Origin of the sequence: Metabacillus sp. 113a, assembly GCF_050107635.1 — a bacterium.
GTDB lineage: Bacteria > Bacillota > Bacilli > Bacillales > Bacillaceae > Metabacillus_B.
Map to the genome: position 1 here is coordinate 340,136 of NZ_JBNILJ010000003.1, position 25,275 is coordinate 365,410.

General features: G+C 43.0%; 32 protein-coding genes. 14 read left to right on the forward strand and 18 right to left on the reverse strand.

Annotated features, from left to right (window positions below; all coding sequences use genetic code 11):
* Positions 1-12: 12 nt before the first annotated feature.
* From ytkD to ACQCVE_RS07895, 3 genes are all read right to left on the reverse strand, one after another.
* Complete coding sequence (gene ytkD, locus ACQCVE_RS07885; RefSeq protein ID WP_426843430.1) at positions 13-486, reverse strand: RNA deprotection pyrophosphohydrolase; 474 nt, start codon at positions 484-486, stop codon at positions 13-15.
* Positions 487-554: 68 nt separating this feature from the next.
* Positions 555-890: a hydrolase gene (locus ACQCVE_RS07890; protein WP_426843429.1), complete on the reverse strand. Its 336-nt coding sequence runs from the start codon at positions 888-890 to the stop codon at positions 555-557.
* A 63-nt stretch (positions 891-953) separates the two neighbouring features.
* On the reverse strand, positions 954-1,331 hold the full coding sequence (locus ACQCVE_RS07895) for a phage holin family protein (RefSeq protein ID WP_426843428.1): 378 nt from the start codon (positions 1,329-1,331) through the stop codon (positions 954-956).
* Positions 1,332-1,473: 142 nt separating this feature from the next.
* Between ACQCVE_RS07895 and ACQCVE_RS07900 the strand changes: the two genes are divergently transcribed.
* Positions 1,474-1,674 carry a hypothetical protein gene (locus ACQCVE_RS07900; protein ID WP_426843426.1) on the forward strand — a complete coding sequence of 67 codons (201 nt, stop codon included), beginning with the start codon at positions 1,474-1,476 and terminating at the stop codon, positions 1,672-1,674.
* A gap of 84 nt (positions 1,675-1,758) precedes the next feature.
* Here ACQCVE_RS07900 and ACQCVE_RS07905 read toward each other — a convergent pair whose 3' ends face one another.
* Positions 1,759-2,199 (reverse strand): Dps family protein, encoded by a 441-nt coding sequence (locus tag ACQCVE_RS07905; RefSeq protein WP_426843425.1) that lies wholly within the window; start codon positions 2,197-2,199, stop codon positions 1,759-1,761.
* A gap of 131 nt (positions 2,200-2,330) precedes the next feature.
* Here ACQCVE_RS07905 and ytzI point away from each other — a divergent pair, with 131 nt between their 5' ends.
* Together ytzI and ACQCVE_RS07915 are read left to right on the forward strand one after the other, a co-directional pair.
* Entirely contained in the window at positions 2,331-2,489 is a 159-nt protein-coding gene (gene ytzI / locus ACQCVE_RS07910; RefSeq protein WP_426843424.1) for a YtzI protein, read from the forward strand.
* Positions 2,490-2,821: 332 nt separating this feature from the next.
* Positions 2,822-2,965, forward strand: a complete 144-nt coding sequence (locus tag ACQCVE_RS07915; RefSeq protein ID WP_426843423.1) for a lmo0937 family membrane protein — start codon at positions 2,822-2,824, stop codon at positions 2,963-2,965.
* Between the two features lie 321 nt (positions 2,966-3,286).
* On the opposite strand, the gene ACQCVE_RS07920 is transcribed toward ACQCVE_RS07915, so the two are convergent.
* Positions 3,287-4,225, reverse strand: coding sequence for a manganese-dependent inorganic pyrophosphatase (locus ACQCVE_RS07920; RefSeq protein ID WP_426843421.1), 939 nt, complete (start codon positions 4,223-4,225; stop codon positions 3,287-3,289).
* A gap of 251 nt (positions 4,226-4,476) precedes the next feature.
* On the opposite strand from ACQCVE_RS07920, the gene ACQCVE_RS07925 reads away from it, so the two are divergent.
* Complete coding sequence (locus ACQCVE_RS07925; protein ID WP_426843420.1) at positions 4,477-4,707, forward strand: hypothetical protein; 231 nt, start codon at positions 4,477-4,479, stop codon at positions 4,705-4,707.
* A 346-nt stretch (positions 4,708-5,053) separates the two neighbouring features.
* On the opposite strand, the gene ACQCVE_RS07930 is transcribed toward ACQCVE_RS07925, so the two are convergent.
* Together ACQCVE_RS07930 and ACQCVE_RS07935 are read right to left on the reverse strand one after the other, a co-directional pair.
* A complete protein-coding gene (locus ACQCVE_RS07930; RefSeq protein WP_426843418.1) occupies positions 5,054-6,028 on the reverse strand; it encodes a TIGR03943 family putative permease subunit in 975 nt (324 codons plus the stop codon).
* Positions 6,029-6,040: 12 nt separating this feature from the next.
* Positions 6,041-7,042 (reverse strand): permease, encoded by a 1,002-nt coding sequence (locus ACQCVE_RS07935; protein ID WP_426843417.1) that lies wholly within the window; start codon positions 7,040-7,042, stop codon positions 6,041-6,043.
* Positions 7,043-7,200: 158 nt separating this feature from the next.
* Between ACQCVE_RS07935 and ACQCVE_RS07940 the strand changes: the two genes are divergently transcribed.
* Positions 7,201-8,373, forward strand: a complete 1,173-nt coding sequence (locus ACQCVE_RS07940; protein WP_426843416.1) for an FAD/NAD(P)-binding protein — start codon at positions 7,201-7,203, stop codon at positions 8,371-8,373.
* Between the two features lie 266 nt (positions 8,374-8,639).
* Here ACQCVE_RS07940 and ACQCVE_RS07945 read toward each other — a convergent pair whose 3' ends face one another.
* From ACQCVE_RS07945 to ACQCVE_RS07960, 4 genes are all read right to left on the reverse strand, one after another.
* The gene (locus ACQCVE_RS07945; protein WP_426862350.1) at positions 8,640-8,978 is read right to left on the reverse strand and encodes a hypothetical protein; all 339 of its coding nucleotides are present in this window, start codon (positions 8,976-8,978) and stop codon (positions 8,640-8,642) included.
* Positions 8,979-8,994: 16 nt separating this feature from the next.
* Positions 8,995-9,264, reverse strand: a complete 270-nt coding sequence (gene rpsN / locus ACQCVE_RS07950) for a 30S ribosomal protein S14 (RefSeq protein WP_426843414.1) — start codon at positions 9,262-9,264, stop codon at positions 8,995-8,997.
* A gap of 171 nt (positions 9,265-9,435) precedes the next feature.
* On the reverse strand, positions 9,436-9,873 hold the full coding sequence (locus ACQCVE_RS07955) for a FixH family protein (protein WP_426862351.1): 438 nt from the start codon (positions 9,871-9,873) through the stop codon (positions 9,436-9,438).
* Positions 9,874-9,975: 102 nt separating this feature from the next.
* Positions 9,976-10,449 carry an S-ribosylhomocysteine lyase gene (locus ACQCVE_RS07960; RefSeq protein WP_426843412.1) on the reverse strand — a complete coding sequence of 158 codons (474 nt, stop codon included), beginning with the start codon at positions 10,447-10,449 and terminating at the stop codon, positions 9,976-9,978.
* Between the two features lie 148 nt (positions 10,450-10,597).
* Here ACQCVE_RS07960 and yidD point away from each other — a divergent pair, with 148 nt between their 5' ends.
* Positions 10,598-10,831: a membrane protein insertion efficiency factor YidD gene (gene yidD / locus ACQCVE_RS07965; RefSeq protein WP_426843411.1), complete on the forward strand. Its 234-nt coding sequence runs from the start codon at positions 10,598-10,600 to the stop codon at positions 10,829-10,831.
* Here yidD and ACQCVE_RS07970 read toward each other — a convergent pair.
* A complete protein-coding gene (locus ACQCVE_RS07970; RefSeq protein WP_426862352.1) occupies positions 10,773-11,375 on the reverse strand; it encodes a beta-class carbonic anhydrase in 603 nt (200 codons plus the stop codon). The genes yidD and ACQCVE_RS07970 overlap by 59 nt on opposite strands.
* Positions 11,376-11,500: 125 nt before the next feature.
* Between ACQCVE_RS07970 and ACQCVE_RS07975 the strand changes: the two genes are divergently transcribed.
* The 3 genes from ACQCVE_RS07975 to ACQCVE_RS07985 all read left to right on the forward strand — a co-directional run bounded on the left by ACQCVE_RS07975 (position 11,501) and on the right by ACQCVE_RS07985 (position 16,054).
* Positions 11,501-12,685 carry a GTP-binding protein gene (locus ACQCVE_RS07975; RefSeq protein WP_426862354.1) on the forward strand — a complete coding sequence of 395 codons (1,185 nt, stop codon included), beginning with the start codon at positions 11,501-11,503 and terminating at the stop codon, positions 12,683-12,685.
* 140 nt (positions 12,686-12,825) lie between these two features.
* Positions 12,826-13,917, forward strand: a complete 1,092-nt coding sequence (locus ACQCVE_RS07980) for a metal ABC transporter solute-binding protein, Zn/Mn family (RefSeq protein WP_426862356.1) — start codon at positions 12,826-12,828, stop codon at positions 13,915-13,917.
* A 508-nt stretch (positions 13,918-14,425) separates the two neighbouring features.
* Positions 14,426-16,054 carry a M4 family metallopeptidase gene (locus ACQCVE_RS07985; RefSeq protein WP_426843407.1) on the forward strand — a complete coding sequence of 543 codons (1,629 nt, stop codon included), beginning with the start codon at positions 14,426-14,428 and terminating at the stop codon, positions 16,052-16,054.
* A gap of 56 nt (positions 16,055-16,110) precedes the next feature.
* On the opposite strand, the gene ACQCVE_RS07990 is transcribed toward ACQCVE_RS07985, so the two are convergent.
* The 3 genes from ACQCVE_RS07990 to ACQCVE_RS08000 form a co-directional block, all read right to left on the reverse strand.
* Complete coding sequence (locus tag ACQCVE_RS07990; protein WP_426843406.1) at positions 16,111-16,368, reverse strand: type B 50S ribosomal protein L31; 258 nt, start codon at positions 16,366-16,368, stop codon at positions 16,111-16,113.
* 317 nt (positions 16,369-16,685) lie between these two features.
* Complete coding sequence (locus tag ACQCVE_RS07995) at positions 16,686-17,258, reverse strand: copper resistance CopC family protein (protein ID WP_426843405.1); 573 nt, start codon at positions 17,256-17,258, stop codon at positions 16,686-16,688.
* Positions 17,259-17,481: 223 nt separating this feature from the next.
* Positions 17,482-17,616: a hypothetical protein gene (locus ACQCVE_RS08000; RefSeq protein WP_426843404.1), complete on the reverse strand. Its 135-nt coding sequence runs from the start codon at positions 17,614-17,616 to the stop codon at positions 17,482-17,484.
* 169 nt (positions 17,617-17,785) lie between these two features.
* Between ACQCVE_RS08000 and ACQCVE_RS08005 the strand changes: the two genes are divergently transcribed.
* The 5 genes from ACQCVE_RS08005 (at position 17,786) to ACQCVE_RS08025 (ending at position 22,100) form a co-directional block, all read left to right on the forward strand.
* Complete coding sequence (locus ACQCVE_RS08005) at positions 17,786-18,607, forward strand: sensor histidine kinase (RefSeq protein WP_426843403.1); 822 nt, start codon at positions 17,786-17,788, stop codon at positions 18,605-18,607.
* Positions 18,608-18,610: 3 nt separating this feature from the next.
* Positions 18,611-19,255, forward strand: coding sequence for a response regulator (locus tag ACQCVE_RS08010; RefSeq protein WP_426843402.1), 645 nt, complete (start codon positions 18,611-18,613; stop codon positions 19,253-19,255).
* Positions 19,256-19,437: 182 nt separating this feature from the next.
* Positions 19,438-20,802 (forward strand): cytochrome ubiquinol oxidase subunit I, encoded by a 1,365-nt coding sequence (locus ACQCVE_RS08015; protein WP_426843401.1) that lies wholly within the window; start codon positions 19,438-19,440, stop codon positions 20,800-20,802.
* Positions 20,803-20,830: 28 nt separating this feature from the next.
* Positions 20,831-21,877 (forward strand): cytochrome d ubiquinol oxidase subunit II, encoded by a 1,047-nt coding sequence (locus ACQCVE_RS08020; RefSeq protein ID WP_426843400.1) that lies wholly within the window; start codon positions 20,831-20,833, stop codon positions 21,875-21,877.
* Between the two features lie 61 nt (positions 21,878-21,938).
* On the forward strand, positions 21,939-22,100 hold the full coding sequence (locus tag ACQCVE_RS08025) for a DUF1540 domain-containing protein (RefSeq protein ID WP_426843399.1): 162 nt from the start codon (positions 21,939-21,941) through the stop codon (positions 22,098-22,100).
* Positions 22,101-22,278: 178 nt separating this feature from the next.
* On the opposite strand, the gene ACQCVE_RS08030 is transcribed toward ACQCVE_RS08025, so the two are convergent.
* Genes ACQCVE_RS08030 through ACQCVE_RS08040 form a run of 3 tightly spaced genes read right to left on the reverse strand, consistent with a single transcriptional unit; the run spans position 22,279 to position 25,257 of the window.
* Positions 22,279-23,172, reverse strand: a complete 894-nt coding sequence (locus ACQCVE_RS08030) for a metal ABC transporter permease (RefSeq protein ID WP_426843398.1) — start codon at positions 23,170-23,172, stop codon at positions 22,279-22,281.
* Positions 23,169-24,491 carry an iron chelate uptake ABC transporter family permease subunit gene (locus ACQCVE_RS08035; protein ID WP_426843397.1) on the reverse strand — a complete coding sequence of 441 codons (1,323 nt, stop codon included), beginning with the start codon at positions 24,489-24,491 and terminating at the stop codon, positions 23,169-23,171. Before ACQCVE_RS08035 ends, ACQCVE_RS08030 begins: the two co-directional genes overlap by 4 nt.
* A complete protein-coding gene (locus ACQCVE_RS08040; RefSeq protein WP_426843396.1) occupies positions 24,481-25,257 on the reverse strand; it encodes a metal ABC transporter ATP-binding protein in 777 nt (258 codons plus the stop codon). The genes ACQCVE_RS08035 and ACQCVE_RS08040 overlap by 11 nt, the downstream gene beginning before the upstream one ends.
* Positions 25,258-25,275: the final 18 nt, after the last annotated feature.

Below are 25,275 nucleotides of genomic sequence, written 5' to 3' on the forward strand. Positions count from 1 at the left end.
CGGCAAGCCTTTTTAATCCTGTATATGCTCCATAATCCGCTTCAGGGACTGCTGCAGCACTTCATCCTTCATAATAAAGCTGAATCGCCTGTCCTGCTGGATATTATCAGGTATTTCGTCCAAAAGAACAGGTCCTTTTGTTTCCATGTAATCATCCAGCTGAATCATTTCGTTTACCGCTGCAAAATAAATGTTTTTAATAATGATTTTCTCTTTACCGGAAACACGGTATTGCCCCATATACTTAAGGGAAGTTACAATCCCGCCCGTTTCCTCTTTTACTTCTCGGATGGCAGCTTCATCTGCTGTTTCATTCATTTCCACCTTGCCTCCGGGAAATTCATACCCCCGGTCTCCATGATCGGTCAGCAGCCATTTGTCCTGGTAGCGGCAGACGACCCAAACATGCTTTGGAAAGTTTGAAAATGGATTTTTTTCAAATGAAAGCTGCACCTGATTATGATAATAATCTTTAAAACGATACATGTGATCCCTCTATTTTCGACTTTTCCAATCCTATCTTATCACAATGGGATTACATTGTATAAGTTCAACTATGTTTGATCTTCAATATTATTCAGAATCTTCTGGTCTTCTATATGCTGTTTCGCTTCAGCATCTCCCAGCTCATGGATCATTTTATAAATGTTTAGATTCGCCTGATCGACTGCATCGTTAGGGTGGTCAAAATGATAAGGCAAGTAAGGAACATGCGTCCTGAAAAATCCTTTCCAATCGGAAGCATACTGCTCATCAAAATAGGATCTTAATTCCACAATCTGATCATCCGTGGCCTCAATCCGGTAATCCCAGACAGATGCATCAGCCAGCTTGGAAATTTCCCCGCTGCCGACGGTCACATAGTAGGTTTTCTTATCTTGATTTTCCATATTCGTCACACCCTCAGGCTTTTCTGCTTATTTTGCAGCCCGCAGCCAGTATTTATGCGGATATTACTTTTTAATTCTGTTTTTCAGCTCATTAAGCGCATCCCGGATAAATTGCGGAACCGGAAGTCCGGAATTGGAAACGTGCGTAATAATGGAGAGCAATTCGAAGAAAATATAAAAAACAACCGTAAAATCTCTGATAGATAACCCTAATGGTATAATCTTGTCCAATAAATTGGCAACAGCAACCATTATTAATACGAGCAGCTTTTTTAAGAGCTCAATTATGATGTCCCGCAATGTTACCTGACCGGTGATTGCTTTGGAGATCGCAAAACTAACGAATCCAATTACCATTAATGCAAAAAGAACATACAGCATTTCCTCCATTTCCCCAAGTAAAAAGGTCAGTACGGTCATACTAAGTGAATAGAGGGCCATAGCATCTGCATCCTTGCTTATGTTAATCATCCTTTCTTAGAAGGTATAGATTATGCTATGGGACGCAGAATCAAAATGTATGGACAGTCATACAGTCCAGTAATAAAAAGGCTAATCTGCAAAAAATCAGGAGGCTTGCAGCATGAATTGGAAGGAATATTTTACAAATGATATTGAAATGAACTTCAGAACGGATACTGTGGACCTGGAGGCAGCCATCGAAAGTTACGTAAACTCGCTGTCAGAGGAGGAGGTACTCCAGCTAACGAAAAGAATAGATGCTGAGGAGCTGCGCGAGGTATTAGCGGAAGCGATGTTAAAAAAACTGGAAAACTTCGAATAAGGCTTTTGTGTTTCTGCGTCAAAAAATAGACAACCGGTGTAAGGAACGAAAGAAAAAACGGAGCCAGCAGGCTCCGCTTCCCCATCATTTTCCGAGATAGGCTTTAAGCATCCAATTATGCTTTTCCAGACTCTGATGAATGGCCAGGAGCATGTCGCCGGTTGTTTCATCCCCAACCTCAGCTGCCAGATCCATGCCTTCCTTCAGCTCATCTGCCACTGTTGTAAAATCGGTGTGCAGCTGCTGCACCATTTGCTCAGCTGTTTCTCCGCCATCTGCTTCCTGTATGGAAGAGAGCTCCAGGCAGCCTTTCATCGTAGCTACTGGTTTTCCTTCCAGGGCAAGCAGTCTTTCAGCCAGCTCATCGACATTGGTTCCTGCCTCATTGTAAAATTCCTCAAATTTTTCGTGAAGGGTGAAAAAGTCTTTTCCGGTTACATACCAATGGTAACTATGTAGCTTCACATACAATACGGTCCAATTTGCTACCTGCTTATTAACTGTGTCTAATAATTTTTGAGACATTGAAATCCTCCTCTAATGATAAGTTAAAATTAAAATTCCCTTTTTATGTTGTCTTCAAACTTGATTCAATATCCGTCTTCAGTGTTAAAATAGAAGAAAGCGCTATACATACACCAAAAGGGGGCTATCCCGTGTACTGGTGGATCCTTGCCATCTGTATTGCCATTGTCTTGATCGTTTTAGCTTTAAGTGTCATTACGACTAACAAAGCCTATAAATTCAAACATACGGTTGACCGGCTTGAGGAAGATCCTTGTACCAAAAGCAAACATCAAAACCCTGATGAATAGCAGGCATCCTCTTCAAACATCGCTGATTAGAACAGGACTCTTCAGCCTGAATTTTTCCAATCAAGTCACCTCTCGGTACGGTTGGTCCATATCCTGGTCCATATCCCTGTCCTGAAAACCTCCGGGCACGCTGATTGCCATCGTTGCCGCAGCCTGCCTGCGGGAGCTCCATGTCCGGCTCCCACCACCTCTTATATCCATTTATCGAAATCAACCATCCTTAAGAAAAGAACGTATTGAAACATTTTGCCTTAAGTAGGCTCCATCAGGTTTTATTTTTAGCAGTCCGGGGAATCTTATCTATACAGTAAGGTGACAAAGGAGAATGCATGATGCTTTGGACCATTATTTCAATACTGTTAGTTGTATGGCTGGTCGGATTAATATTTAAACTGGCAGGCGGAGCAATCAATTTGATTCTTATTATTGTAGCAGCATTGTTTGTCGTTAAATTTGTAAAGCGAAAAAGACTTTAGCTGCCATTGCAAACGGGGGCACTTATTCAACTGGCGCAGCTTCGGGGCTGCAAGGGTGTTTGAGAGGAAGGGCTAACACTGTATAGGTGCTACATAATTGATTTTTATTCTCAGAACCGGCTCAGATCGGTTCTTTCTTCGTTAAATAGACGAAAGGTTTGAAGCCAGAATCCTGCGAGATTTTGCTTTTTATTCTTGATGTAGTACAGAATTTAAATAAACAGCCAATAAGGCTGGTGCCAGCTTAAAATTAGCCGCACCTTAAAAAAATCCTATTTACATAAAAACCGGCAGATTCAATTGGAATCTGCCGGTTTTTGCTTAGCTGTTTGTGCTGCTTAAGGTTTCCGTTAAGATCGGTACAATTTGTTTCTTGCGGGAAACAACCCCTTTTAGAAGGGCTCTGCTGTCTTCCATTTTTACGTTATAGGCAAGCTCAACAGCCGCCGTATCTCTTCCTGCTGCAAGAGCAATCGAATCACTTTCCAGAATATCTGTCACAACAAACAGAAACAGATCCAATCCTTTTTCAGAAACAGCGTTCGCAATGGCCGCTTCTATCTCTTTTTGACGCACAAGGATATCATTAGGATCGACAGCATTGACTTGTGCGATTTCCACACGGCGTGTTCCCATTTGAAATTCTTTAGCATCCAGAGAAATCAGCTCATCCACTGTTTTGCTGCTTAAATCTGCACCTGCTTTAAGCATGTCCAAACCGTAGCTTTCCAGATCTACACCGGCGATTTCAGCAAGTTCTTTCGCTGCTGCAATATCCTGTTCCGTGCAGGTAGGCGATTTGAAAAGAAGAGAATCTGAGATGATTGCTGAAAGCATCAAACCAGCAGTATTCTTTTCAATCTGTATTCCATTCTCTTTATACATCTTATTTAAAATCGTTGTCGTGCATCCAACCGGCTCTGCCCGGTAGTACAAAGGATCGCTTGTTTCAAAGTTGGCAATACGGTGATGATCGATTACTTCAATAACCGTTACTTCCGTAATATCATCAGCGCTTTGCTGACGCTCGTTATGGTCAACAAGGATGACTTCGTTTGCCTCCGCTGAAACCTTTTCCACTAAACGGGGAGCCTGCGTATGAAACGCATCCAGAGCAAATTGAGTCTCACCGTTGATCGCACCCAGACGCACCGGCTCAGCATTCATACCTAGCTTGTTTTTAAGCTCTGCATATGCAATGCTTGAACAAATCGTATCTGTGTCTGGATTTTTATGACCGAATACCAATACTTTTTCCATCGTATCCTGCTCCTTGCTATAAATAGAATTGTTGCAGAGTCAGCTGTTCCTCCCTGCTTTCGAACTCTATTTTATCATATTCCGAACATTTTAACGGCAAAATCAAAAGACCTTAGCTATAGAGACATCTTACAGAAGAAAATAGAGCAGCTAAACTCCCTGTTCACTGCGCTTTAGGTACAATTGCTGTAGGATTTACAGCTTTTTACACATATCCTATAAAGGAAGAGATAAGAAAGGACGATTCAGTTATGAGTTTTGAAAAAATGCTATATTTCATGGTCCATTTAGCCGGCCCGCTCATCTATCTTATTTCAAATTTAGTGTGGGGAATCTTTGGGCTTTCGAAGAACTGGTGGGAGGTTCTTTCCGATCACCTCTCAATCCTAGGGATTTACTATTTAGGGGTAAGCATCCTTTGGATAACCAATTTGGACGCAATCAAAAAGACTGGCAAAGATATAAAAAAAACAGATGGGTAACCGAACCCGCTATTGCAGTTTGAACTAACTAAATCACTCAAATCTGCATCCTGTTTTTTCTAGCGTTTCTTCTTTATTCGAGCATTTCTTTTACGAGCAGTGGACCAGAAAACAATGAGGCTTTATTTTCTAATGGTGTATGAACTAATACAGCGAATCCTATCAGCTGAAAAAGCGCTGCTATATGCATCATCAACGATTTGTGATTTGCTTTGTTTGGATTTTTTGATATTTATGTTATTCCTCAATGTTTAGGACCCGCACGACTCGTCAGAGACCCCACAGCAGATTAAGAATAATTAAGCAGTTGCAGCCCGGAAGCTTACAACTGCTAATATTGGCAGCGTTAATAATTTTCGTACACATAGGGTGTGTCAGGCTGCTTGATTTTTTGAATGTTCGTGATGCTTATGACAGGCAGTTCTTTTCCATTAAAGTCAGCATGAGAAAGAATGCCTTCCACTTCGATCCATTCATCTTTTTTAAATTTTTCCGCTTCCTCATATTCTCCAATCATTCCATAAACCGTGGCATCCGCCACACAGCATGATATGCCAAAGCGGGCAATGGCAAGCTGATGATCAGAAAAACCCGGCTCGCGATACACAAATCCTTTCAGCTTTACTTTCTTGCCTTTATACATTTGGGGATTCTCATCGAGGATGTTGGTCATTTGAATAAAATCATCATCCTTGAACGAAAGAAGCTCTTGCTTTCTCATTTCTTTTTCTTTTTTACTGTAAGCTTTTTCAATCACTTCATCCTCAACGATGACTCCATCAGGATTTGCCTGAAGCATTTCCTCACGGGCTTTTTTCGTTTCTTCCTCCGTGGCTTTTGTTCTTTCTTCCAATTGCTTCATGTAGCCTTCCGGATCCTCCATATATGCCTCTGCAAGGCTTGTATCCTTGCCCTCCTCCGGTTGGCTATTACTTGAAGCTGCTCTTGCAATACCTGATTTAAATCCTCTTTTTTCGGCTACTGAACTGTCAAGGATGACCTCCGGGAACATAAAGCCGGTTAAGACCGGAAAGATAAAAATAAGATAGATGGCGACAGACACCCAAGGCTTTTTAGGGGGACTATGGTCCACTCCGCATCCGCAGGCACTCTTTTCCTGCTTCTTGGAACCGCTCCTCCACATCTGCATCATGCCAAGTATGAGAAACACAAGCATAGCAAAATACATAAACGGGATCATTCGGGGTGCAATAAAGTTCTGGATGTTTCCAGTAATCATCAATTTAAAAATCAGCATAGAAAACCCTGTTAAAATCGTTCCTCTTACAAACAGATGAAATTTAAAATCCTTTTCCTCCATGAGTGCACCTCCTTAAACCATCAATACTTGATAAATTAAAATAACTCCATACACGACCGCTGTAATGACCAGCAACAGGACGAATACAAACTTTGTGCGAAAATAAGCAAGGAGCATGATTGTATTTTTCAAATCAATCATGGGTCCGTAAACTAGAAACGAGAGAATGGCTCCTGCAGAGAACATTCCGCCGAAGGAAGCGGCCACGAAGGCATCTGCTTCGGAGCATAAGGAAAGGATATAGGCAAATGCCATCATAATTACCGGAGACTGCAAGTCATTGGAACCGATTGACTCCAAAACAGACCGGTCAAGGAAGGTCTGAAATAAACTTGCAATCGCAGCTCCGAAGATTAAATATTTTCCCATATCAAAAAACTCGTCGGCTGCATGATATAGAGTTGCTTTAAATCTGCTTGGTTCTACTTCTGAATGATCCCCATGCTCATCAGCAGCAGGGACTGACCTTTTAAGCTGATCTGAGTTCCTGAACACCAAATAAATAATGAGCCCTATCAGCAGGGCTGATATGAATGCCAGTCCCATTCTTCCATAAGCAATTTGAGGGTTGGATTGAAATGCGTAATAGGTAGAAGCAAATACAACAGGATTCAATACAGGCCCGGCCGCCAGAAAGACCATCCCTGTGTGCAGCGGCATCCCTTTTTTAATCAGCCTTCTGACAACGGGCACAATGGCACACTCGCAGACTGGAAAAATAATGCCGAGCAAGGAAGCGGGAAAAAGAGCCAGCAGTGGGTTTTTCGGGATTAGCCGCTGTACGGTTTCCTCGGACACAAAAACTTGAATCAGGGCGGAAACAAATACTCCGAGAATAATAAACGGGATAGCTTCAAGGATAATGCTTAGAAAAATCGTATTGATCGTGAGCATATAGGATGGAATATTCCATGTATCCATATGCACATCCGCAAACAGGAATAAGTAAAGAAAAATTGCAATTAAAATATACGAAGCTAAATCTCTTATCCATGATTTTTTTTGTAGGTTCATTCTATTAATCTCCTAAAGCAGTTCTTAGATAAATGATATGAGCATTGTCCACCGGATATGATTGAGCATATACAGTTTAACAAGGATTGTTGAAAAACGGAATAGAATCCGTTAATATAAATCGTAATAATTTCGTTTTATTTCAGGAGGAAGATAGTATGCTAGAATGGACGATTATTGGAGGCGGTATTCAGGGAATTGCAGCCGCGTCGTTTTTAATTGAAAGCAGGAAAGCCTCAGTAGAGGACATCCGGATTATTGACCCTAATTCTGAACCGCTCGCCCATTGGAAAAAATGCACATCGCTCATTTCCATGCCCTTTCTCAGGTCTCCATCTGTTCATCACCTAGAGTGCGATCCATTTGGACTGCTGAAATACGCTAAAGAAAAGGAGAGCTCCGGTTTATTCTACGGCCGCTACAAGAGGCCTGCGTTAAATTTATTTAATGAGCATTCTGATCAGCTAATTGAATCAGCCGGACTGCAATCCAGCTGGATTCAAGATCGGGCGAAGTCAATTGTCCGTGATGGCCAAAAATGGCGAATCACTGTCGAATCCGGTCAGTTTTATGACTCTAAAAATGTGATTCTGGCTATTGGGATTGGAGAACAGCCCGCACTGCCGAAATGGGCTGAAGACTATGCCTGTAGCTGCACAGAGCAGGTGTATCACATCTTTAACGATCATCTGCCCCCTCTCCATCAACTAAAGGGTCCCATTACAGTGATTGGCGGAGGGATTACCGCAGCCCACCTCCTAATTAAGCTTGCCGGGCTTTACCCGGGGAACATTCATCAAATCATCCGGCATAAGCACCGGATCATGGATTTCGACAGTGATCCAGCCTGGATCGGGGAAAAAAACCAAGCCCCTTTCCGAAAAATCCGCTGCTATTCAGAGCGCCGCAGAAAAATTAAAGAGGCGAGACACAAGGGCTCGATGTCAAGAGAACTCTCACTGAAGCTGCGCCGGCTCGAAGCGGAAAAGAAACTAAGCGTTGCTTACGGAAATCCTTCTTCTATCGATAAAGTGAACAGCCACTTATACAGGATTAGCTTTTTTGATCAGGAACCTTCCGTTCAGGCAGGGACAATATTGTTCGCTACTGGCTTTGAGAACAAAATTCCAGGAGCGGATTTACTGGCTCCGTTAATAAAGAATGAAAACCTCCCATGCGCAGAATGCGGCTTTCCGATCGTCACAGAGAAGCTCGAATGGGCTCCCTCCCTCTATGTCATGGGCGCGCTTGCTGAGCTTGAAATTGGTCCTATCTCAAGAAACATAGCCGGTGCAAGGCAGGCAGCAGAGAGAATTATTTCGAGTAACTAAAAGAAATTGCCGGGGAGATAGATGGAGCTTTACTATGTTAAACAGACGAGGAAACTTATATATGATTGACCGTTAGGGAAGGTGTGGAAGCATTAGTAGGGCAGTAAAAACATGGACAGGTGCAATGCCAGTCTCCTGCCTTTTTAACGCGAAGCGGGTCAGCCTCTATTAAAAAGTGCTCAGAGCATAGTTAGCTCTGAGCACTTTTTTCCATGTTCCGTTCCCCATAGAGTTCCCGTTTTTCATCTATCCATTTGGAACGGCTTTTATATCCAGCAGAGAAACTGCAGTTTTGAAGGAGTATTCTCCAAATCGGAATAATCAATCCATTTATAGGATTGGCTCTTTTCTTCCATCCGCTCCGTTATTTTATCCTCAATCATATGCATCAGTTTAAGAGTATCCTCTATGCTCATGTTGAAATGAGCCGCAGCCTGATGATGCGGTGAATAGCGAGTCAGAAGGCCCATAAACTCTTCCTTTGTGTGACTTTGCCGTGCAAGCTCGTCTTCAGTCCTTACAATATATTGATAGACATCCTTTTCTTTCTCTGGAAGTGACGCAACAATGGTGCGGACGAGAATCTCCATTACGTGTTCATTCATCCAATGCTTCCTCTCCTTACCAGCTGGCTTTTTTAACACCCGGAATCTGGCCTTTATGGGCGAGCTCACGGAAGGCAATCCTCGACATATCGAATTTTCTCATGTATCCCCTTGGCCTTCCTGTCAACTCGCAGCGGTTGTGCAGCCTGGAAGGTGAAGAGTCTCTCGGCAGCTTGCGCAGACCCTCGGTGTCTCCTTTTTCCTTCAGCTCTTTTCTGATCTCTGCATACTTAGCCACCATTGCTTCCCGTTTCTTTTCTTTCACTACTTTTGATTTTTTCGCCATAGCAGATCTTTCCTCCTGTTTTTAAATCGTAATAATTACGTTTTATTATTAAAACATATTCCCTAGATCTTATCAAGCAAAGGAAAGAATCTAAATCGTCATATTGCAGAATGTAAGGGACAATTAAAATTTCAGCCAGCGCAGAAAAAGAAAAACCCCGCAAATGCGGAGTCAATGATGGTGATGGTGTTCTGATTCTGTCTGCTCTTCCTCATGTTCTGCTGCCTGTCCAATTGTAAACGACGCTTTGGGCATAACATGCATGTCTTTAGCTGTCACATGAGTTTGCACATAATATGTACCATCGTGGTCAAACGTTTTATCGATTTTATAAATCCCTTTCCCGTCATGCGGCGCCTTAATCATTTCACTATCTTCTTTTGACCCGGACTCCCAGATTTCAAATTCCACGATGCTCGCATCCTGTACGATATCCCCACCTTGTGTGACCCTTACCTTAAGTTCATGGGATTCTCCTGCTTCCATCTTCTCAGGAATCATAATCTCAACTTCCACCATTTCAGGAACATCTGACGCTTTGCCTCCCTGACAGCCTGTAAAAAAAATAACGGCCGCCGCAATTGCAAAAAAATAAGTTAGCTTCTTCAAGGCATCACTTCCTTAAATCCATTTTCTTCTATTATAAAGGACCTTGTAAGCGGTTTCTATATCATATAAAAAAAAACTGACAGCACAATGCTGTCAGCCGGATTACCCAAAAACCTTTTCTAGCTCTTTTTTATCCTGGTCCAGCCAGAATTTCATTAAGCGCTTGGCTCCGCTTAAATCATGGAGCTTTGCCTGTCCGCACTGCTTTTCGTTTGCAGCCGGAATCTCTTCTGTATCCATTGCAGCTTTTAGGGTATCCTCAAGCAAATCAATGATTTCTGTAACGGCTGGCTCACCGCTTACCACAAGATAATATCCGGTTTGGCAGCCCATTGGGGAAATGTCAATAATATCGAAGTGGTCATATTTTTCCGCATGATCACGGATATTAAACGCCAGAAGGTGCTCGAGTGTATGGATGGTATCCGGCTTCATTGCCTGTTTATTAGGCTGACAGAAACGGATATCGAATTTATTAACCAAACCGTCCGATCCGACTTTATGAACGCCGCAATGTCTTACATATGGAGCTTTTACGGCATTATGATCAAGCTCAAAACTTTCTACTGAAGGCATTATCTCTCACTCCTCTATGATTTACTGACTATATTGTAACAATTCCGATTAAAACCATCAATATTATTGGCCTTTTGGCCGAAACAGTTTCTTTTGCTTTTTTATTCGGATTCGCTTAAATTTATTACATATAACAGGAGGGTTCAAAATGAAAAACCTTTTTTTAAGCTTCATCCGTTTTTATCAAAAATTTATCTCCCCGCTCACTCCGCCTTCATGCCGTTTTTATCCTACCTGCTCCAATTATGGATTGGAGGCCATTCAAAAGCATGGAGCCATTAAAGGCAGCTGGATGACCATTATGAGGATTCTGCGCTGCAATCCTATGCATCCTGGCGGGTTTGATCCGGTCCCTGAGAAGAAGCAGAAGCATAGCCATTAATTACTTCATCCAGTTTTCCTGTTCCCGGATCAATAACCAGCCCGTGAACCGGTACACCTTCCGGAAGCAGCGGGTGATTTTTTATCGCTTCTACGCTGTGAGTGACACTGTCCTCTACTTTTTCAAATCCCTTCAGCCATTCCTCCAGGTGTACACCAGAGTATCGCAGCATATCAATTTTCTCTGCTGATACCCCTCTTGCCTCTGCTTTTCCCAAAAATGAACCGGCATCCAGCTTGCTCATTCCGCAGTCATGATGTCCGACTACACAGATTTCATCTGCCCCGAGCTCATAGACGGCAACTAGCAGACTTCTCATGATGCCGCCAAAGGGGTGGGCCACAACTGCACCTGCACTTTTGACGATCTTTACATCACCGTTTTTAAAATTCATCGCTTGAGGAAGCAGTTCGACCAGCCTTGTATCCATACATGTAAGGATGACCATTTTTTTATCCGGAAACTTGCTCGTTTGAAATTCCTTGTATTTTTCTGTTTCAACGAAAGTGTGATTATGCTCTAAAATTTGATCTAAAAGCTTCAAGATTCCCGTCTCCTTTATTTGCAGTTTCTTATAATATAGCATACCCCTTGCATGATATGCCCCTGTGAAGTATGATATTTAACAAATCGTAACGATTACTATTTAAACGCTGGGAGCTATGAATAATGAACTTAATTCCTGTTACAGTCATAAGCGGATATCTTGGTTCAGGGAAGACCACTCTTTTAAAACATATTCTTCAAAACCTTGAAGGCAAAAAGATTGCTGTCATTGTCAATGATATGGCCGAGATCAATATAGACGCCAGTTTGATAAAGAAAGGAGGGTTTACCCGGACGGATGAAAAACTTGTTGAAATGAAGAACGGGTGTATATGCTGTACGCTGAGAGAAGATCTCCTTATTGAAGTAAAAAAGCTGGTACGGGATGGAGAGATCGATTACATTGTAATTGAATCCTCTGGAATTAGCGAGCCTGTTCCCGTGGCCCAGACTTTTTCATATTTTGATGAGGAAACTGGTATTGATCTTTCAGAGGATTGCAGGCTGGATACGATGGTAACCGTTGTAGACGGAAGCCGTTTTTGGGATGACTATGCATCAGGAGAAAGCCTGCTTGACCGGGAGCAAGGCACGGATGAATCAGATGACAGAGAGATAATTGATCTTTTGATTGACCAGATGGAATTTGCAAATGTCGTAATATTGAATAAAACGGATCAGTTAGGAAAAGAAGAGCAAATGGAACTATCCAGTCTTTTGCAAAAATTGAATCCCGGAGCCAAAGTTATTCCTTCCAGCTTTAGCCGTGTACCGCTTTCTGAAGTAATAGACACCGGACGATTCCATTTTGAAGAAGCCAGCCAGCAAGCTGGCTGGATAAAGGAATTGAACGGGGATCATACCCCGGAAACCGAGGAATACGGCATTTCCTCAATGGTTTACAGAAGAAATAAGCCTTTTCATCCAACAAGGCTGATGAACTGGCTTGAAGAATGGCCTGTTGAAATCGTAAGAGCGAAGGGTTTTTTCTGGCTTGCTTCACGCAATACAACGGCTGGGCTGCTATCCCAGGCAGGAAAATCTCTTATGATCCAGGGAGCAGGAGAATGGGTTGCAGAATATCCAGAGGAAGAAAAACAGCAGGTCCTGACTGAGGATCCAGCGCTTTTTAACAGATGGGTTGAGAATTTTGGAGATCGATTGACCGAATTAGTATTTATCGGAATTAAAATGAACCCGGAAAAATTGGCTAAAACACTGGACACATGTCTTTTGACAGAGAAGGAAATGCACTCCGATTGGACAAAATTTGATGATCCTTTACCCGAGTTTATTACAGAGGGCTGATTTTCCCAAAAGGGTAGTATAAACTATCTTTTTTTTTAGTCATTGAAGGGATCTCTGGCAATTCATGAAAAATTAACAGTTCTCAAATCGTAATCTTTACGATATAATGACTGAAGATGATAACCTGAGAGGAGAAAACAATGAAAAAGTTAGCTTTTGCCTTAAGTTTGATGCTTGCTGGAGCAGCATTCCTCGCTGGATGCTCAGCCGGAGAAGATTCAACTCAAGGAAGTAATGATAAATTGAAAGTCTTCACAACAATCTTCCCGATTGAGGATTTCACAAAGAAAATCGGCGGTGATTTGGTAGAAGTGGAAAGTGTCTATCCACCGAATGCTGACGCTCATTCCTTTGAACCAACGACAAAAACAATGGTTAAAATTGCTGAAAGTGATGCATTTATTTATACAGGTGCAGGAATTGAAGGATTTGCTGATAAAGTAGCCGAAACGTTAAAAAATGAAAACACCGAAATCGTAAAAGCAGCAGAAGGCATCAGCCTTATTGAGGCAAAATCCCATTCCCATGAGGAAGAAGCCCATACTGAAGAGGAGCATAGCCACGAAGAAGAAGCTCATTCCGAAGAGGGCCACAGCCACGAAGAAGAAGCTCATTCTGAAGAGGGCCACAGCCATGAAGAGGAAGCTCATTCTGAAGAGGGCCACAGCCATGAAGAAGAAGCTCATTCTGAAGAGGGCCATAGCCATGGTGACCAGGATCCCCATTTATGGCTTGATCCTAGGCGTTCCATTGAAATGGGAGAAACCATCAAAGATGCTCTTATTAAAAAAGACCCTGAACATAAAGAGACGTATGAGAAAAACTTCGCTTCTCTAAAATCTGAATTAGAAAAGCTGGATAAGGAATTTCAAACCACTCTAGCCGATACGGCAAAAAAAGAAATTCTTGTTTCTCATGCAGCTTACGGGTACTGGCAGGATCGATACGATATTGAACAAATAAGCGTAATGGGCCTTTCCCCTACACAGGAACCGTCCCAAAAACAAATCAGCACCATTATTGAAGAAGCTAAAGCACACAACATCCAGCATGTAATTTTCGAAAATAACGTCAGCAGCAAAATCTCTAAAATCGTACAGAACGAAATCGGAGCCGAACCTCTGACAATCAGCAATCTTGAATCCATTACAGATAAAGACAAGAAAAACAATGAGGATTATTTCAGCTTAATGAGGAAAAATCTGGACACTCTGAAAACTGCCCTTCAATAGTGAAAAACGCCGATTCCCGGCGTTTTTTTATTGGTAAACATTGGCCATTGGGGCTATCGTCTCAATATTTCTGCGGTTCACCGCAATTCCGCATATGGCTCTCCCTTGCAAGATGTCGAAAAAAATGATTGGTTTTATTAGGTTGGATAGGGCTATTACCATTTGCCGATTTGTGCTAATCCCTTCTATTACAACTATTTCATACACAATTATTATTCTAGTAAATTTTAGCGTTGGTATAGTCCGGAGTATAAATGAGAAGGATTATCGCTGCAACCGCCCTGTTAGCCCCATTAATCTTAGTTAAAATTTCGTTATTTTCCCACTTCAAAATTTTACCTATGTTAGGTGATCTTCCGTTTGCATCGTATTTCCTAGTAATTATTGCTTTATATGAGTCACAGTGATCATTTTGAATTTTTAGAAAATTTTTCAATGTATTTTCTCTCAAATGGTGCTACGATTCTATTTGTAATACTCAATTTTATATTTTGAGAGGGGAATTCATTTGAACAAAAAGTTTGCTGCAATAGTGATTGGTACCGCTTTAACATTCAGCTCCGCTTTGCCTTCCGCCTCTGCACAATCCGCCCCAAAGGAAAAGGCACTTCAGGAAAAAGCACAGCTCGTTCAGCAGCAATGGTTAAAAGACAAAGGAAGTCCTTCCTTCAGCTCTGGAAAATTGTCAGCTGCCAAGGTTACAAAAGAAGCAGAAGCCAGAAACTTTCTTAAGCAGCATAAAGCAGGAATAATCGATCCTGCCAATGAACTGACTCTTGTAAGCAGCGAAACAGATGAGCTGGGAATGACTCATTATAAATATGTCCAATCTGTAAATGGTGTGCCTGTTGATGGGGCTGTTTATATTGTTCATGCTGACAAGAACGGCAACGTCGTTGCTGCCAATGGTTCCCTTCACGAAAATATTAAAGCTCAAGTTAAATCAACTAAAGCAAAGATTTCAACCAGCAAAGCCATTCAGCTGGCTTGGAAGTCTGTAAAACTCGAAAAAAAGGATACAGAGATTGCTGGACAGAAAATACAGCCTGGACCTGTAAAGAAAAAAAGCGCTGAAAACACAGTGGAAAAAAGCGAGCTCCTCCTTTACAAAAAGAACGGACATTTTCACTTAGCCCACAAAGTACAGCTTCAGTTCATTAAGCCTTACGGAGCGAACTGGCAAATCTATGTGGATGCTAAAACCGGAAAGGTCATTGATTCCTATAACGCGGTCACAGATGCTGCTACGACCGGAACAGGAACGGGAGTGCTCGGAGACTCAAAGTCGCTGAAAACTTATTTCTCCAACAATACGTACTATCTTTATGACACAACGAAGACAGCACTTGTCGAAACGTTTACTGCAAATAACGGCTCCAGTCTTCCCGGCTACTATTCAGTAGACAGCAATAACGCGTTTACGGCTACCAACCAGCGAGCTGATGTCGACGCCCACTTCTATGCCGGAAAAACCTTCGACTATTATAAAAACACTCATGGCCGCAACAGTTATGATAATGCAGGAGGAACCATTCGTTCTACCGTTCACTACGGAAACCGCTATAACAACGCATTCTGGAATGGCTCCCAAATGGTATATGGAGATGGAGATGGAACAACTTTCCGTGCTCTGTCCGGAGCACTTGATGTGGTAGCCCATGAACTTACTCATGCTGTAACAGAGAGAACGGCGAACCTGCAGTATCAGAATCAATCAGGGGCACTGAACGAATCCATGTCTGATGTGTTCGGCTATTTCCTGGATCCTGACTTCCTTCTCGGAGAAGATGTTTATACTCCTAATCGAAGCGGAGACGCACTGCGCAGCCTGTCTAATCCTGAAGCATACGGCCAGCCAAGCCACTTCAGTGATTATGTCTACACTTCTTCTGATAACGGGGGCGTTCATACAAACAGCGGCATTCCGAACAAAGCATTTTACTACACCGTTCAATCCATTGGAAAATCGGCATCTGAGAAAATTTACTACCGTGCTCTGACGAGATACCTTACCCCGACAAGCAGCTTCAGCGCTGCCCGTGCAGCTCTCCTGCAATCAGCGGCTGATTTGTACGGCAGCGGCAGCAGCACATACAACAGTGTCGCAAGCGCATGGAGCCAGGTGGGAGTAAACTAATAATCAAAAAGCACACTTCCTGTTCGGGAAGTGTGCTTTTGATTACTGTGAGCCTCTTACTCTGCTTCACTCTTCATATTGTATTTCTTCCTGAAGCGCTCAGCCCGGCCGCCTTTATCTGCAAACTTCTGTCTGCCCGTATAGAACGGATGGGTATCTGCGGTCGTTTCCATTTTAATCAAAGGGTAGATGTTGCCATCCTCCCATTCGACTGTTTCGCTGGAGCCTTTTGTTGAACCGCTCAAAAATTTAAATCCGCTATTAACGTCCATATAGACGACTTTTTGATAATTTGGATGGATATTGGGTTTCATTTAGCATTCTCCTTTCAAGGCAAAACGTAACGTTTACGATTTAAATTATATCAAAGACGCTTATGGCTGTCAATTTTGCAGGCTCATCTGCTCAGGTGCTTCATACCTGAGGTCCTTGGTTAATAGCTACTGATCTTTATATGCAGCAGGATAATCATCTTGAAGCATGAAGCATAGTGAATGAATAGGAAAGACATGAGACCTTTACAGAAACCAGGCAGCCCTAATTTTAATTTTTTTTTGAGAGCATTTGATGATAAATTACCAATACATTTTAAAAAAAGCATCGGGCTTTTGCCGGATGCTTTTTTATTATCCTATTTTTTCTTTCTCATGCTGATTGCAATTACAATCACGGCAAGAACAAGGATACCTCCTATAATTGGCAGCAGGAAGGAGGACTGACCTTGTTCATTATCAGAAGAAGTTTCCTTCTCGGTGCTTTCTCCTTTCTGCAGCTCCTCGTCATCAGGTGGGGCTGTCTCTTCCTTCGGTTCTTTCTCCTCAGGGGTTTGTTCTCTTTCTTCGTCAGCAGCTTCCTCTCTTTGTACAGTAAAACTCAACGAGTCTTTTATGACATGAGTATCTGCACCAACGATATCCCAATTCACGCTATAGGAACCATTCTCCAGATTCTCAGGTACAGTTCCGCTTAGTGTATCCCCCTCAATACTGATATTCTCCACAGGGATGTCCTTCTCACCTTCATAAAGAAATGTAAATGTACTTGATTCTTCAATTTCCGTATTAAATTTAAGGGTTATTTCAGAAAGCGGGCCTGTAACGGTCTCCCCTGCTTTTGGGGATGAACTCTCAAGCTTCGAATGGGCGCTTGCCTGCTGATTATTTACCATCAGCGCAATTAGTAATAGCATTATTATTTTTTTCAATGTAAGCATCTCCTTTTGTAATTTGCCAGGATGTCAGTTAACTAAGCATGTAATCGTTTATTCCCTTTTAATGATAAACCGTTCGATTTGAAAAACAGCAGGAATGAATATTCCCACTAGCGGCAGAATGATACTTGCCCAGACAATTCATACTGTGATACCTAAGCTGTACTTAAGCTGTAACGGAAAAACCTTACATAGTCTATCAGCAGACTTTCCCAGCTCAGGAAATATCCACTTTACCATTTGCTTTTGAATGGTGATGCTTATGATTTTCATGTGAATCCTTTGCATCCGAGCAAGCTGCTGCTGTTAATAGCAGGAGGATGCAAAAAGCCCCAAGAACTGTTCTGTTCATTCGCCGTCCTCCTTTAAAAGAGCTTATGGGTAAACTGCTTATCCGACTCCCATTATAGACAAGCTGTCCATAGCAGCAATGACTCTAAAGAGTGATTATTTTGAAGTTAACCGCTAAATCTTGAACAAAATGATAAAATATAAGTATCTTTGCGGAAAAAGGTGAGAATTTGACTTATAAACAAATTAAGTGGCTGATTCTTATTCTTCCAACCGTCACCATCGGCTTATGGGAGTATATCAGACATGCATTTCTGCTGCCCTATCTATCAATGGACATGGGAAATATTCTTACTCCCGTTATTGTGTTTGCCATTACTATAATCTTTTTATTAAAGCTATTTTCAATGCTTGAAGGGATTCAGGAAGAGTTAAAGTTTGAAAAAGCAAGGAAAGCCGCACTCATCGAGAGGGAAAACCTGGCGAGAGAGCTGCACGATGGCGTAGCCCAGTCCTTATTTTTACTTTCAGTCAAACTGAATAAAGCAGGCAAAAAATCATCTGTTGAAACGAACCCTGAGTTCCTCGAAGCGAAACAGACATTAAAAAAAATATATGAGGACACCCGGCAAGCCATTGAAAATCTTAAACAGCTTCCAGACCCCGATATGTTCAGCTGGAAAGAAACCATTCACCTTTATTTGTCGGAGCTCGAAAAAAACCAATCCATGAAAGTCCATTTCAAGTGGGGGATTTCAGACGATACGCTTTCAGCCAAAGAAAAGATCGAATTGTTTGCTTGTATTAAAGAAGCCGTTACAAACGTAATCAAACATGCGGAAACAAGTGAGGTTTGGATAAATGGCTCGGAATCCGCAGGCGGATGGACTTGTGTAATCCGGGATAACGGCATTGGACCTCAACAGGATATCAATACCGCTAAAGGATATGGACTGCAGATTATTGAAAGCCGAGCCAGGGAAATGAATTGGGTCTTTTCCATCGATCGAATCAATGAGGAAACTTTATTTAAGCTAAAGAAGGTGAACTAGCCAATGCAGCCCTTTCGAATATTGGTTGTAGACGACCACAGTCATGCTAGAGAAGGAATTCGGATTATATTAGAGGAATACAGCGATTTTGTTATTGTTGGAGAAGCGCAAAACGGTAAAGAAGCTATTGCTCTTACGGAAGAATTAATGCCCGATATTATTCTCATGGATATCCAAATGCCTGAGATGGATGGCCTTGAGGCAACAAAGCGGATAAAAATAAAATTCCCTTATGTCAAAATTGTCATGATCACCGTTTCAGATGATGTAACCGACTTATTTGATGCCTTAAAACAGGGAGCTCAGGGATACTTGTTAAAAAACATACAATCCCAGGATTGGTATGAATATCTTAGAGCGTTTGCACTGGATGAAGTGCCGATGTCCAAAGAAATTGCTTTTCGGATCCTAAAGGAATTCCCACAGTCAGAACCCGAGATGAACCAGCATCTCACTCCATTGTCTTCTAGAGAATTAGAGGTGCTTCAGCTGGTAGCTAAAGGTATGTCCAATAAAGACGTATCCGAAGCATTATTTATTTCAGAGCATACGGTTAAAAGCCACCTCAAAAATATACTAGGGAAACTTCATTTGGAAAACAGAGTTCAGTTAGCGAACTATGCATTCCAGCGGGGATTGATCCGTTAAAAAAATTAGCATCCGGTTATACCGGGTGCTTTTTATTTTTCTCCACTTTAGATATCGGCCTAACCCTTTGCCGTTTTTCAGCAGATTCTGCCCGTTCCGGATTTCAAAACTTTTTAAGGAATAACGTTTGGTAAAAAGCGGATAATAAGGAAAGGAAATTAGAAGGAAAGGCGGATTTTTTCATGACGGATTTAGTGTTTGCCAGATCCCTTTTCGGTACAACGATGGGATTTCACATTATCTTTGCTACGCTTGGTGTCGGACTCCCATTAATGATCCTGTTTGCTGAGATTATGTTTCAGCGAACAAAAGACATTGATTATTCCATTATGGCTAAGCGGTGGACAAAGGGTCAGGCAGTGCTGCTTGGAGTGGCGATTCCTACCGGGACCATTGCCGGTGTTCAGCTCTCTCTTTTATGGCCTGGATTTATGGAGGTCATCGGCAAGGTCATGTCCCTTCCATTTCAGATTGAGATTTATGCTTTTTTTATTGAAGCACTGTTTATGTCGATTTATGTATATGCCTACGATAAAATTGGCCCTAAAACCAGAATATTAAGTGTGTTTTTTATCTTTCTTGGCGCTACCGCCTCAGCGGTCCTGATTACAAATGTCCACGCATTTGAAGGAACACCGGCTGGCTTTCGGATTCAAAACGGTGAGATTGTCGATGTCGATCCGTGGGCTGCTTTTTTTAATCCAAGCTTTCTCGTCTCGGCTGCCCACGTTGCTTTTTCGGCATTCATGACCGGAGCCTTTATGATCACAACGATTGCTGCATTTAAGATGCTGAAAAACCGGAAAAACGACCGGTTGTTTGCGTTTCACCGCAAAGCCTTTATCATGAGCCTGCTGATTGGTCTTATTACTTCCTTTTTGACGGCCATTAACGGCCATGAATCAGCTCAAATGCTCCACGAGTATCAGCCTGAAAAGCTGGCAGCAGCGGAAGGGCTGTTTGAAACCCAAAAGTATGCCGGCCTGACCATCGGAGGCTTTACGGACCGGGAAACACAGGAAGTTAAATATGGGATAGAGATCCCGTGGGCCCTCAGTTTCCTCTCGGGCAACAGCTTTGACACTGAGGTAAAGGGGTTAAATGATTTTCCTGAGGATTATTGGCCGCCGCTTTTCGTCCACACGCTTTTCAACGCCATGGTTTTGATTGGAAGTGCCTTAATCGGAGTCTCCCTTTTCGGGCTGGTGTGGAAACGATTTGTCAAAAAACCTTTTCCTAAATGGTTTTTATGGATATGTGTTCCGGCCGGGCCTCTATCTCTCCTCTCGATTGAATTCGGATGGATATTTGCCTGTACAGGCCGTCAGCCTTGGGTCATCTACCGCCTTCTGCGAACATCAGAGGTCGTGACAAAATCCGGACAAATTGGAACGCTGTTTTTCGCATTTACGATTGTATATGCCATATTAGGCGCTGCTGTTCTTCTTGTCCTGCTTTACTACTTTAAGCGGAATCCTGTTGAAAAGGATCTGGAGGCCGCAGCCCGGGGAGATTCTGATAAAGGAAATGGTGTAGATGTTTACTGAGGTGCTTATACAAGGAGGCTGCACATAAATGGGCGTATCCGCTGATGCTTTGCTCGCAATAACCGTCTTATGGGGGTTTATCTTTATCTACGCGGTCATGGGGACCATGGATTTCGGTGCTGGATTTTGGTCTATGATTTATCTGAATCAGTCCAAAACAAAAGCGACCAATATTGCAAACCGATATTTAAGCCCGACTTGGGAAGTAACGAATGTATTTATCGTAGCAATCGTTGTAGCGGTATTCAGCTTTTTCCCTGGAGCAGCATTTATTTTAGGGACTGTTCTTTTAATTCCGGGAAGCCTGATCCTGCTGCTTTTGGCCATTCGAAGCGGTTTCCTCGTCTTTTCGCATATAGCAAAGGATTACGAACGGGCTCTTACCTATATTTCAGGTATTTCTGGTTTTATCATACCGGCTTTGCTGATTTCCATCCTCCCGATTACCCACGGGAAATACATTAAAGTAGTGGACGGAGCCCATCAGCTTCAGCTTGGAACCGTTTTGACAAGCCCAAATGTACTTGCGTTTATCGGCTTTGCGATCAGCAGTACATTGTTTCTTTCATCCCTGTTGCTTGCTGATTATTCCAGGAACCTTGCAGGAGAGGAAAAAGCCTATGAGGTATACAGAAGAGATGCATTGATTACCGGACCCATCTCACTTGTTATGGCCTTCCTGATCATGGTGACTCTCCGCACAGAAGCCAGCTGGATTTATACAAATATGATGGAATACATGCCTGCACTGATAGGTTCTGTCGTCATGTTTTTAGTTGCGGGAGCTGCCCTTTTTATCCCCGCCAAAAACCGGCATACACTCGGCAGACCCCGGGTGGCCATGGTAGCTGTCCTCCTTCAGTATTTTCTTGCCAGCTATGCCTATGGCAACGCGCATCTGCCTTATATGATCTATCCGGATATTACATTGGATGCCGGATTTACACACCCTAACACATTTCGGGCGTTGTTTATAAGTTACATTGTGGGATTTGCCATTCTCTTTCCAGGTTTTATCTTCTTTTGGAATCTTTTCATGAAAAACCCTAAAACAGCCAATAAAAATGAATCATGAAACCAAGTATGAAGTGACAGAGCCCAGTTAAAAATAAAAAGAAACCGAAGGAGGAATCAAAATGGCGGATCAGAAAGTACAATGTGAAGTAAACAACTGCACGTATTGGGGCCAGGGGAACAACTGTACAGCTGATGCTATATACGTGGTGAGCCACACAGGCAAGCATGCAAGCAGAAGCGAAGAGACCGACTGCAAAACCTTTAAGCCGCAGAGTCTTTAATTAAGAAAAGACTTGAAATTGAAAACCCCCGGCGCTCCGGGGGTTTTCATCGTGAAACATCAGGTAGGCTGACAGGCATGCACAAATGTGGAGCGGGCTTAGAACGGACGGATCGAACAAGCTTAACTGGCCAATCGGGGCAAAGCCTTTACACCCCTGCCAGATCCTTTCAGCCATGTTACGCAGCGGCCTTTTTGTTTTTCCCAAGCCTTCTTTGGTTTTGCCTTTTCGTAAGCAGGCCGTGGGAAGGCGAAAAGATAAAGGCAAGGGCAAAGAAGATGCCAGTCATAACAGCCATCGCCCCTGCTATCGAAACGTTCATGGCGAGGGCTGCATAATAGCCGATAATAGCGGAGGCTGCTCCAATCACCGAGCTGATCACCAGCATATTCAATAGCTTTTCCGTCAGCAGGTAGGCCGTGGAAGCCGGTACAATGATCATGGCCACGACAAGGATCGCCCCTACACTGTCAAAGGATGCCACCGTTGTAATCGAGAGCATTCCCATTTGCAGATAATGAATGACCAGGACAGGAATTCCTATGGCAGCCGCCATTTGCGGATCAAACGAAGTGATCTTAAATTCTTTATAGCAAAAGAAAATAATCAGCAGGTTCAGAACAAATACAAAACCAAGCATCCAAACGGCGGAAGGACCGAGATTCATGCCGTTCCATTCAAAGAGGTCCCAGGGAACAAAGGTAATATCCCCCATCAGTGCATGCTGCACATCCAGGTGAACATTGCCGCCGTAAACGGAGAGCAAGATGACCCCAACAGCAAACAGCGAAGTGAACACCACACCAATCGAAGCATCGGATTGCACTCCTTTTCCGTTTAACAGCTGGACAAGAAACGCAGTAAGCAGCCCAACAATTGCTGCTCCTATAAGCATAGCAGGGCCATCAATAAATCCTGTTACAAAATACGCGCCCACGATTCCAAGCAGCACGGTATGGCTGATGGCATCAGCAAGCATTGCCATTTTACGCAAAACAAGAAAACAGCCGATCATCGAACAGGTGATTCCAACAAGAGACCCCGTTATCAAGATCCAGGCTTCATAGCTCATTGAACAAGACCTCCCTGCTTCGCATGGACTCGAGCCTTACCTGGCAATAAAGATGGCATACGCTTATGTTTGTTTAACAGGATGGATAACCTTGCTTTTAACTCACCGGATAAATCGCCGGCGTCTACATCCTCTTTATTTAACAGCTGGACGTTCGCCAGTTCCATTTCATGCATTAAATACATCTCATACATGCGCTGGTTTAATACTAAATCATAGGCTACACCGAGTCCCTGCTCAGTCAGCTTCCATGCATCCCCCTGCTGTATAACCCATTCTTTCTTTTCGAAATCGTTTAAGACGGCTTCAAGCAGGCCAGAAGAAACCGGCCGTTTTTTTACCAGGTCCTCCTTGGTAAACTGAGCTTCCTTATTGCTTAATTCAGCTTTTTCCATTAAATCATACAAGGATAATAGAACGTGCTCCATGGCTGTCGCCTTTCTTACCTTAAGCTTTTTGTAAAGAATAGAAATCAATCCGCGCTTTGGAGCGAAAATTAGAGAAACAAGGAACAGGAAGGTTGCCGCCATAATAATAAGCGGTCCAGTTGGCATCCCTTCCGTTATCGTGCTCAAAAATGTTCCGGCAATGCCTGAGATACCTCCAATAACACCGGACAAGACCGTCATAACATGCAGTTTTTCGGTCCAATACCGTGCAGCTATAGAAGGGGTAATCAGCATGGCTGCCATCAGCACGACGCCCACCGTCTGCAAGCCAATCACGACCGCACTTACAATCAGGGTCATTAAGAGCCCATTTAGAAAAGAGACCGGCAGACCCGCGCCTTTAGCAAATTGCGGATCGAACGTAAGCAGTTTAAATTCTTTAAAGAATAGAAACGTCAAAAGGAGAAGGGTAGCAGAAGCAATGGAAATCAGCCGGACGTCTTCTCCAACCATCGATGCAGCCTGCCCGAAAATAAAGTCATCAAGACCGCTCTGGCTCCCGGATGACCCTTGCTGAATATACGTAAGAAGCACAATTCCGAAGCCGAAAAATACAGAAAGCACAAGACCCAATGCAGAGTCTTCCTTGATTCTGGAGTGACGTACGATCGTCTGGATCATCCAGGTAGCAATCAGGCCGGCAATGGCTGCACCAGCCAGGAACCAAAGCAGAGACTTTTGGCCATAGAGAAGAAAGGCAATGCATACACCCGGGAGAGCAGCATGAGCCATTGCATCCCCTATTAAGCTCTGTTTACGCAATAGAGCGAAGCTTCCGAGTACACCGCTTGCCGTTCCAAGCAGAAGCGTCCCGAAAAGTACCCATTGTGTATTCGGGTCCTGAAGCTGATAAAGCAATTCATTCAACATGCTCAGCACCCCTGACTTCATGAACTGCTGCAGGAGCGGATTTATCCTTTAAAAAAGCAAGTCGTCCGCCATACGTTTTTTGCAGATTCTCTACCGTAAACGTTTTATCAGTCGGACCATATGCGATCTTTCTCATATTGAGCAGCAGCACCCAGTCAAAATACTCATCCACCGTCTGCAAGTCATGATGGACGACAAGTACCGTTTTCCCTCTGTTTTTCAAGTCGTTCAGCAGAGCAATGATGGCTTTCTCAGTTGCTGCATCAACACCGACAAACGGTTCATCCATAAAGTACACATCTGCATCCTGCGCAAGAGCCCTGGCCAGGAATACACGCTGCTGCTGCCCCCCGGATAACTGGCTGATCTGTCTGTCTGCATAATCAAGCATGCCTACTTTATCCAGGCTTTCTTTTGCAAGATCTACATCCTTCTTTCCAGGCCGTTTAAACCATCCGACATGACCATACCGCCCCATCAGTACCACATCCAGAGCATTCGTCGGGAAATCCCAATCCACCGAACCTCTTTGCGGGACATATCCTACAAGCTTCCGCTGCTTGCTGTATTCTTTTCCATAAATTTCAACCTGTCCGGACGCAGCCGGAATCAATCCTAAGATCGCTTTAATCAATGTTGATTTTCCAGCCCCATTCGGCCCGATAATTCCAATTAGTTTTCCTTTTGGCACTTCAAAGGACACTTCCTGAAGAACAGGTTTTTTATGATATGCGACTGTCAAATTTTCAATTTTAACCGGATTCAACTATATGCCCTCCCAGAT

Bases quoted from the DNA above. Each gene is read 5' to 3' on its own strand.
- ACQCVE_RS07900 (WP_426843426.1), top strand. From the start codon at position 1,474: ATGAATTGGAAGGAATATTTTACAAATGATATTGAAATGAACTTCAGA.
- ACQCVE_RS08030 (WP_426843398.1), bottom strand. From the start codon at position 23,172: ATGAGCTATGAAGCCTGGATCTTGATAACGGGGTCTCTTGTTGGAATC.
- ACQCVE_RS08025 (WP_426843399.1), top strand. From the start codon at position 21,939: ATGGCGGATCAGAAAGTACAATGTGAAGTAAACAACTGCACGTATTGG.
- ACQCVE_RS07945 (WP_426862350.1), bottom strand. From the start codon at position 8,978: ATGAATGAACACGTAATGGAGATTCTCGTCCGCACCATTGTTGCGTCA.
- ACQCVE_RS07960 (WP_426843412.1), bottom strand. From the start codon at position 10,449: ATGCCTTCAGTAGAAAGTTTTGAGCTTGATCATAATGCCGTAAAAGCT.
- ACQCVE_RS08000 (WP_426843404.1), bottom strand. From the start codon at position 17,616: ATGAACAGAACAGTTCTTGGGGCTTTTTGCATCCTCCTGCTATTAACA.
- ACQCVE_RS07980 (WP_426862356.1), top strand. From the start codon at position 12,826: ATGAAAAAGTTAGCTTTTGCCTTAAGTTTGATGCTTGCTGGAGCAGCA.
- ytkD (WP_426843430.1), bottom strand. From the start codon at position 486: ATGTATCGTTTTAAAGATTATTATCATAATCAGGTGCAGCTTTCATTT.
- ACQCVE_RS07940 (WP_426843416.1), top strand. From the start codon at position 7,201: ATGCTAGAATGGACGATTATTGGAGGCGGTATTCAGGGAATTGCAGCC.
- ACQCVE_RS07935 (WP_426843417.1), bottom strand. From the start codon at position 7,042: ATGAACCTACAAAAAAAATCATGGATAAGAGATTTAGCTTCGTATATT.
- ACQCVE_RS07920 (WP_426843421.1), bottom strand. From the start codon at position 4,225: ATGGAAAAAGTATTGGTATTCGGTCATAAAAATCCAGACACAGATACG.
- ACQCVE_RS07895 (WP_426843428.1), bottom strand. From the start codon at position 1,331: ATGGCCCTCTATTCACTTAGTATGACCGTACTGACCTTTTTACTTGGG.
- ACQCVE_RS07905 (WP_426843425.1), bottom strand. From the start codon at position 2,199: ATGTCTCAAAAATTATTAGACACAGTTAATAAGCAGGTAGCAAATTGG.
- ACQCVE_RS08015 (WP_426843401.1), top strand. From the start codon at position 19,438: ATGACGGATTTAGTGTTTGCCAGATCCCTTTTCGGTACAACGATGGGA.
- ACQCVE_RS07890 (WP_426843429.1), bottom strand. From the start codon at position 890: ATGGAAAATCAAGATAAGAAAACCTACTATGTGACCGTCGGCAGCGGG.
- ACQCVE_RS07925 (WP_426843420.1), top strand. From the start codon at position 4,477: ATGAGTTTTGAAAAAATGCTATATTTCATGGTCCATTTAGCCGGCCCG.
- ACQCVE_RS07930 (WP_426843418.1), bottom strand. From the start codon at position 6,028: ATGGAGGAAAAGGATTTTAAATTTCATCTGTTTGTAAGAGGAACGATT.
- ACQCVE_RS08035 (WP_426843397.1), bottom strand. From the start codon at position 24,491: ATGTTGAATGAATTGCTTTATCAGCTTCAGGACCCGAATACACAATGG.
- ACQCVE_RS08020 (WP_426843400.1), top strand. From the start codon at position 20,831: ATGGGCGTATCCGCTGATGCTTTGCTCGCAATAACCGTCTTATGGGGG.
- rpsN (WP_426843414.1), bottom strand. From the start codon at position 9,264: ATGGCGAAAAAATCAAAAGTAGTGAAAGAAAAGAAACGGGAAGCAATG.
- ACQCVE_RS07915 (WP_426843423.1), top strand. From the start codon at position 2,822: ATGCTTTGGACCATTATTTCAATACTGTTAGTTGTATGGCTGGTCGGA.
- ACQCVE_RS08010 (WP_426843402.1), top strand. From the start codon at position 18,611: ATGCAGCCCTTTCGAATATTGGTTGTAGACGACCACAGTCATGCTAGA.
- yidD (WP_426843411.1), top strand. From the start codon at position 10,598: ATGAAAAACCTTTTTTTAAGCTTCATCCGTTTTTATCAAAAATTTATC.
- ACQCVE_RS07975 (WP_426862354.1), top strand. From the start codon at position 11,501: ATGAACTTAATTCCTGTTACAGTCATAAGCGGATATCTTGGTTCAGGG.
- ACQCVE_RS07990 (WP_426843406.1), bottom strand. From the start codon at position 16,368: ATGAAACCCAATATCCATCCAAATTATCAAAAAGTCGTCTATATGGAC.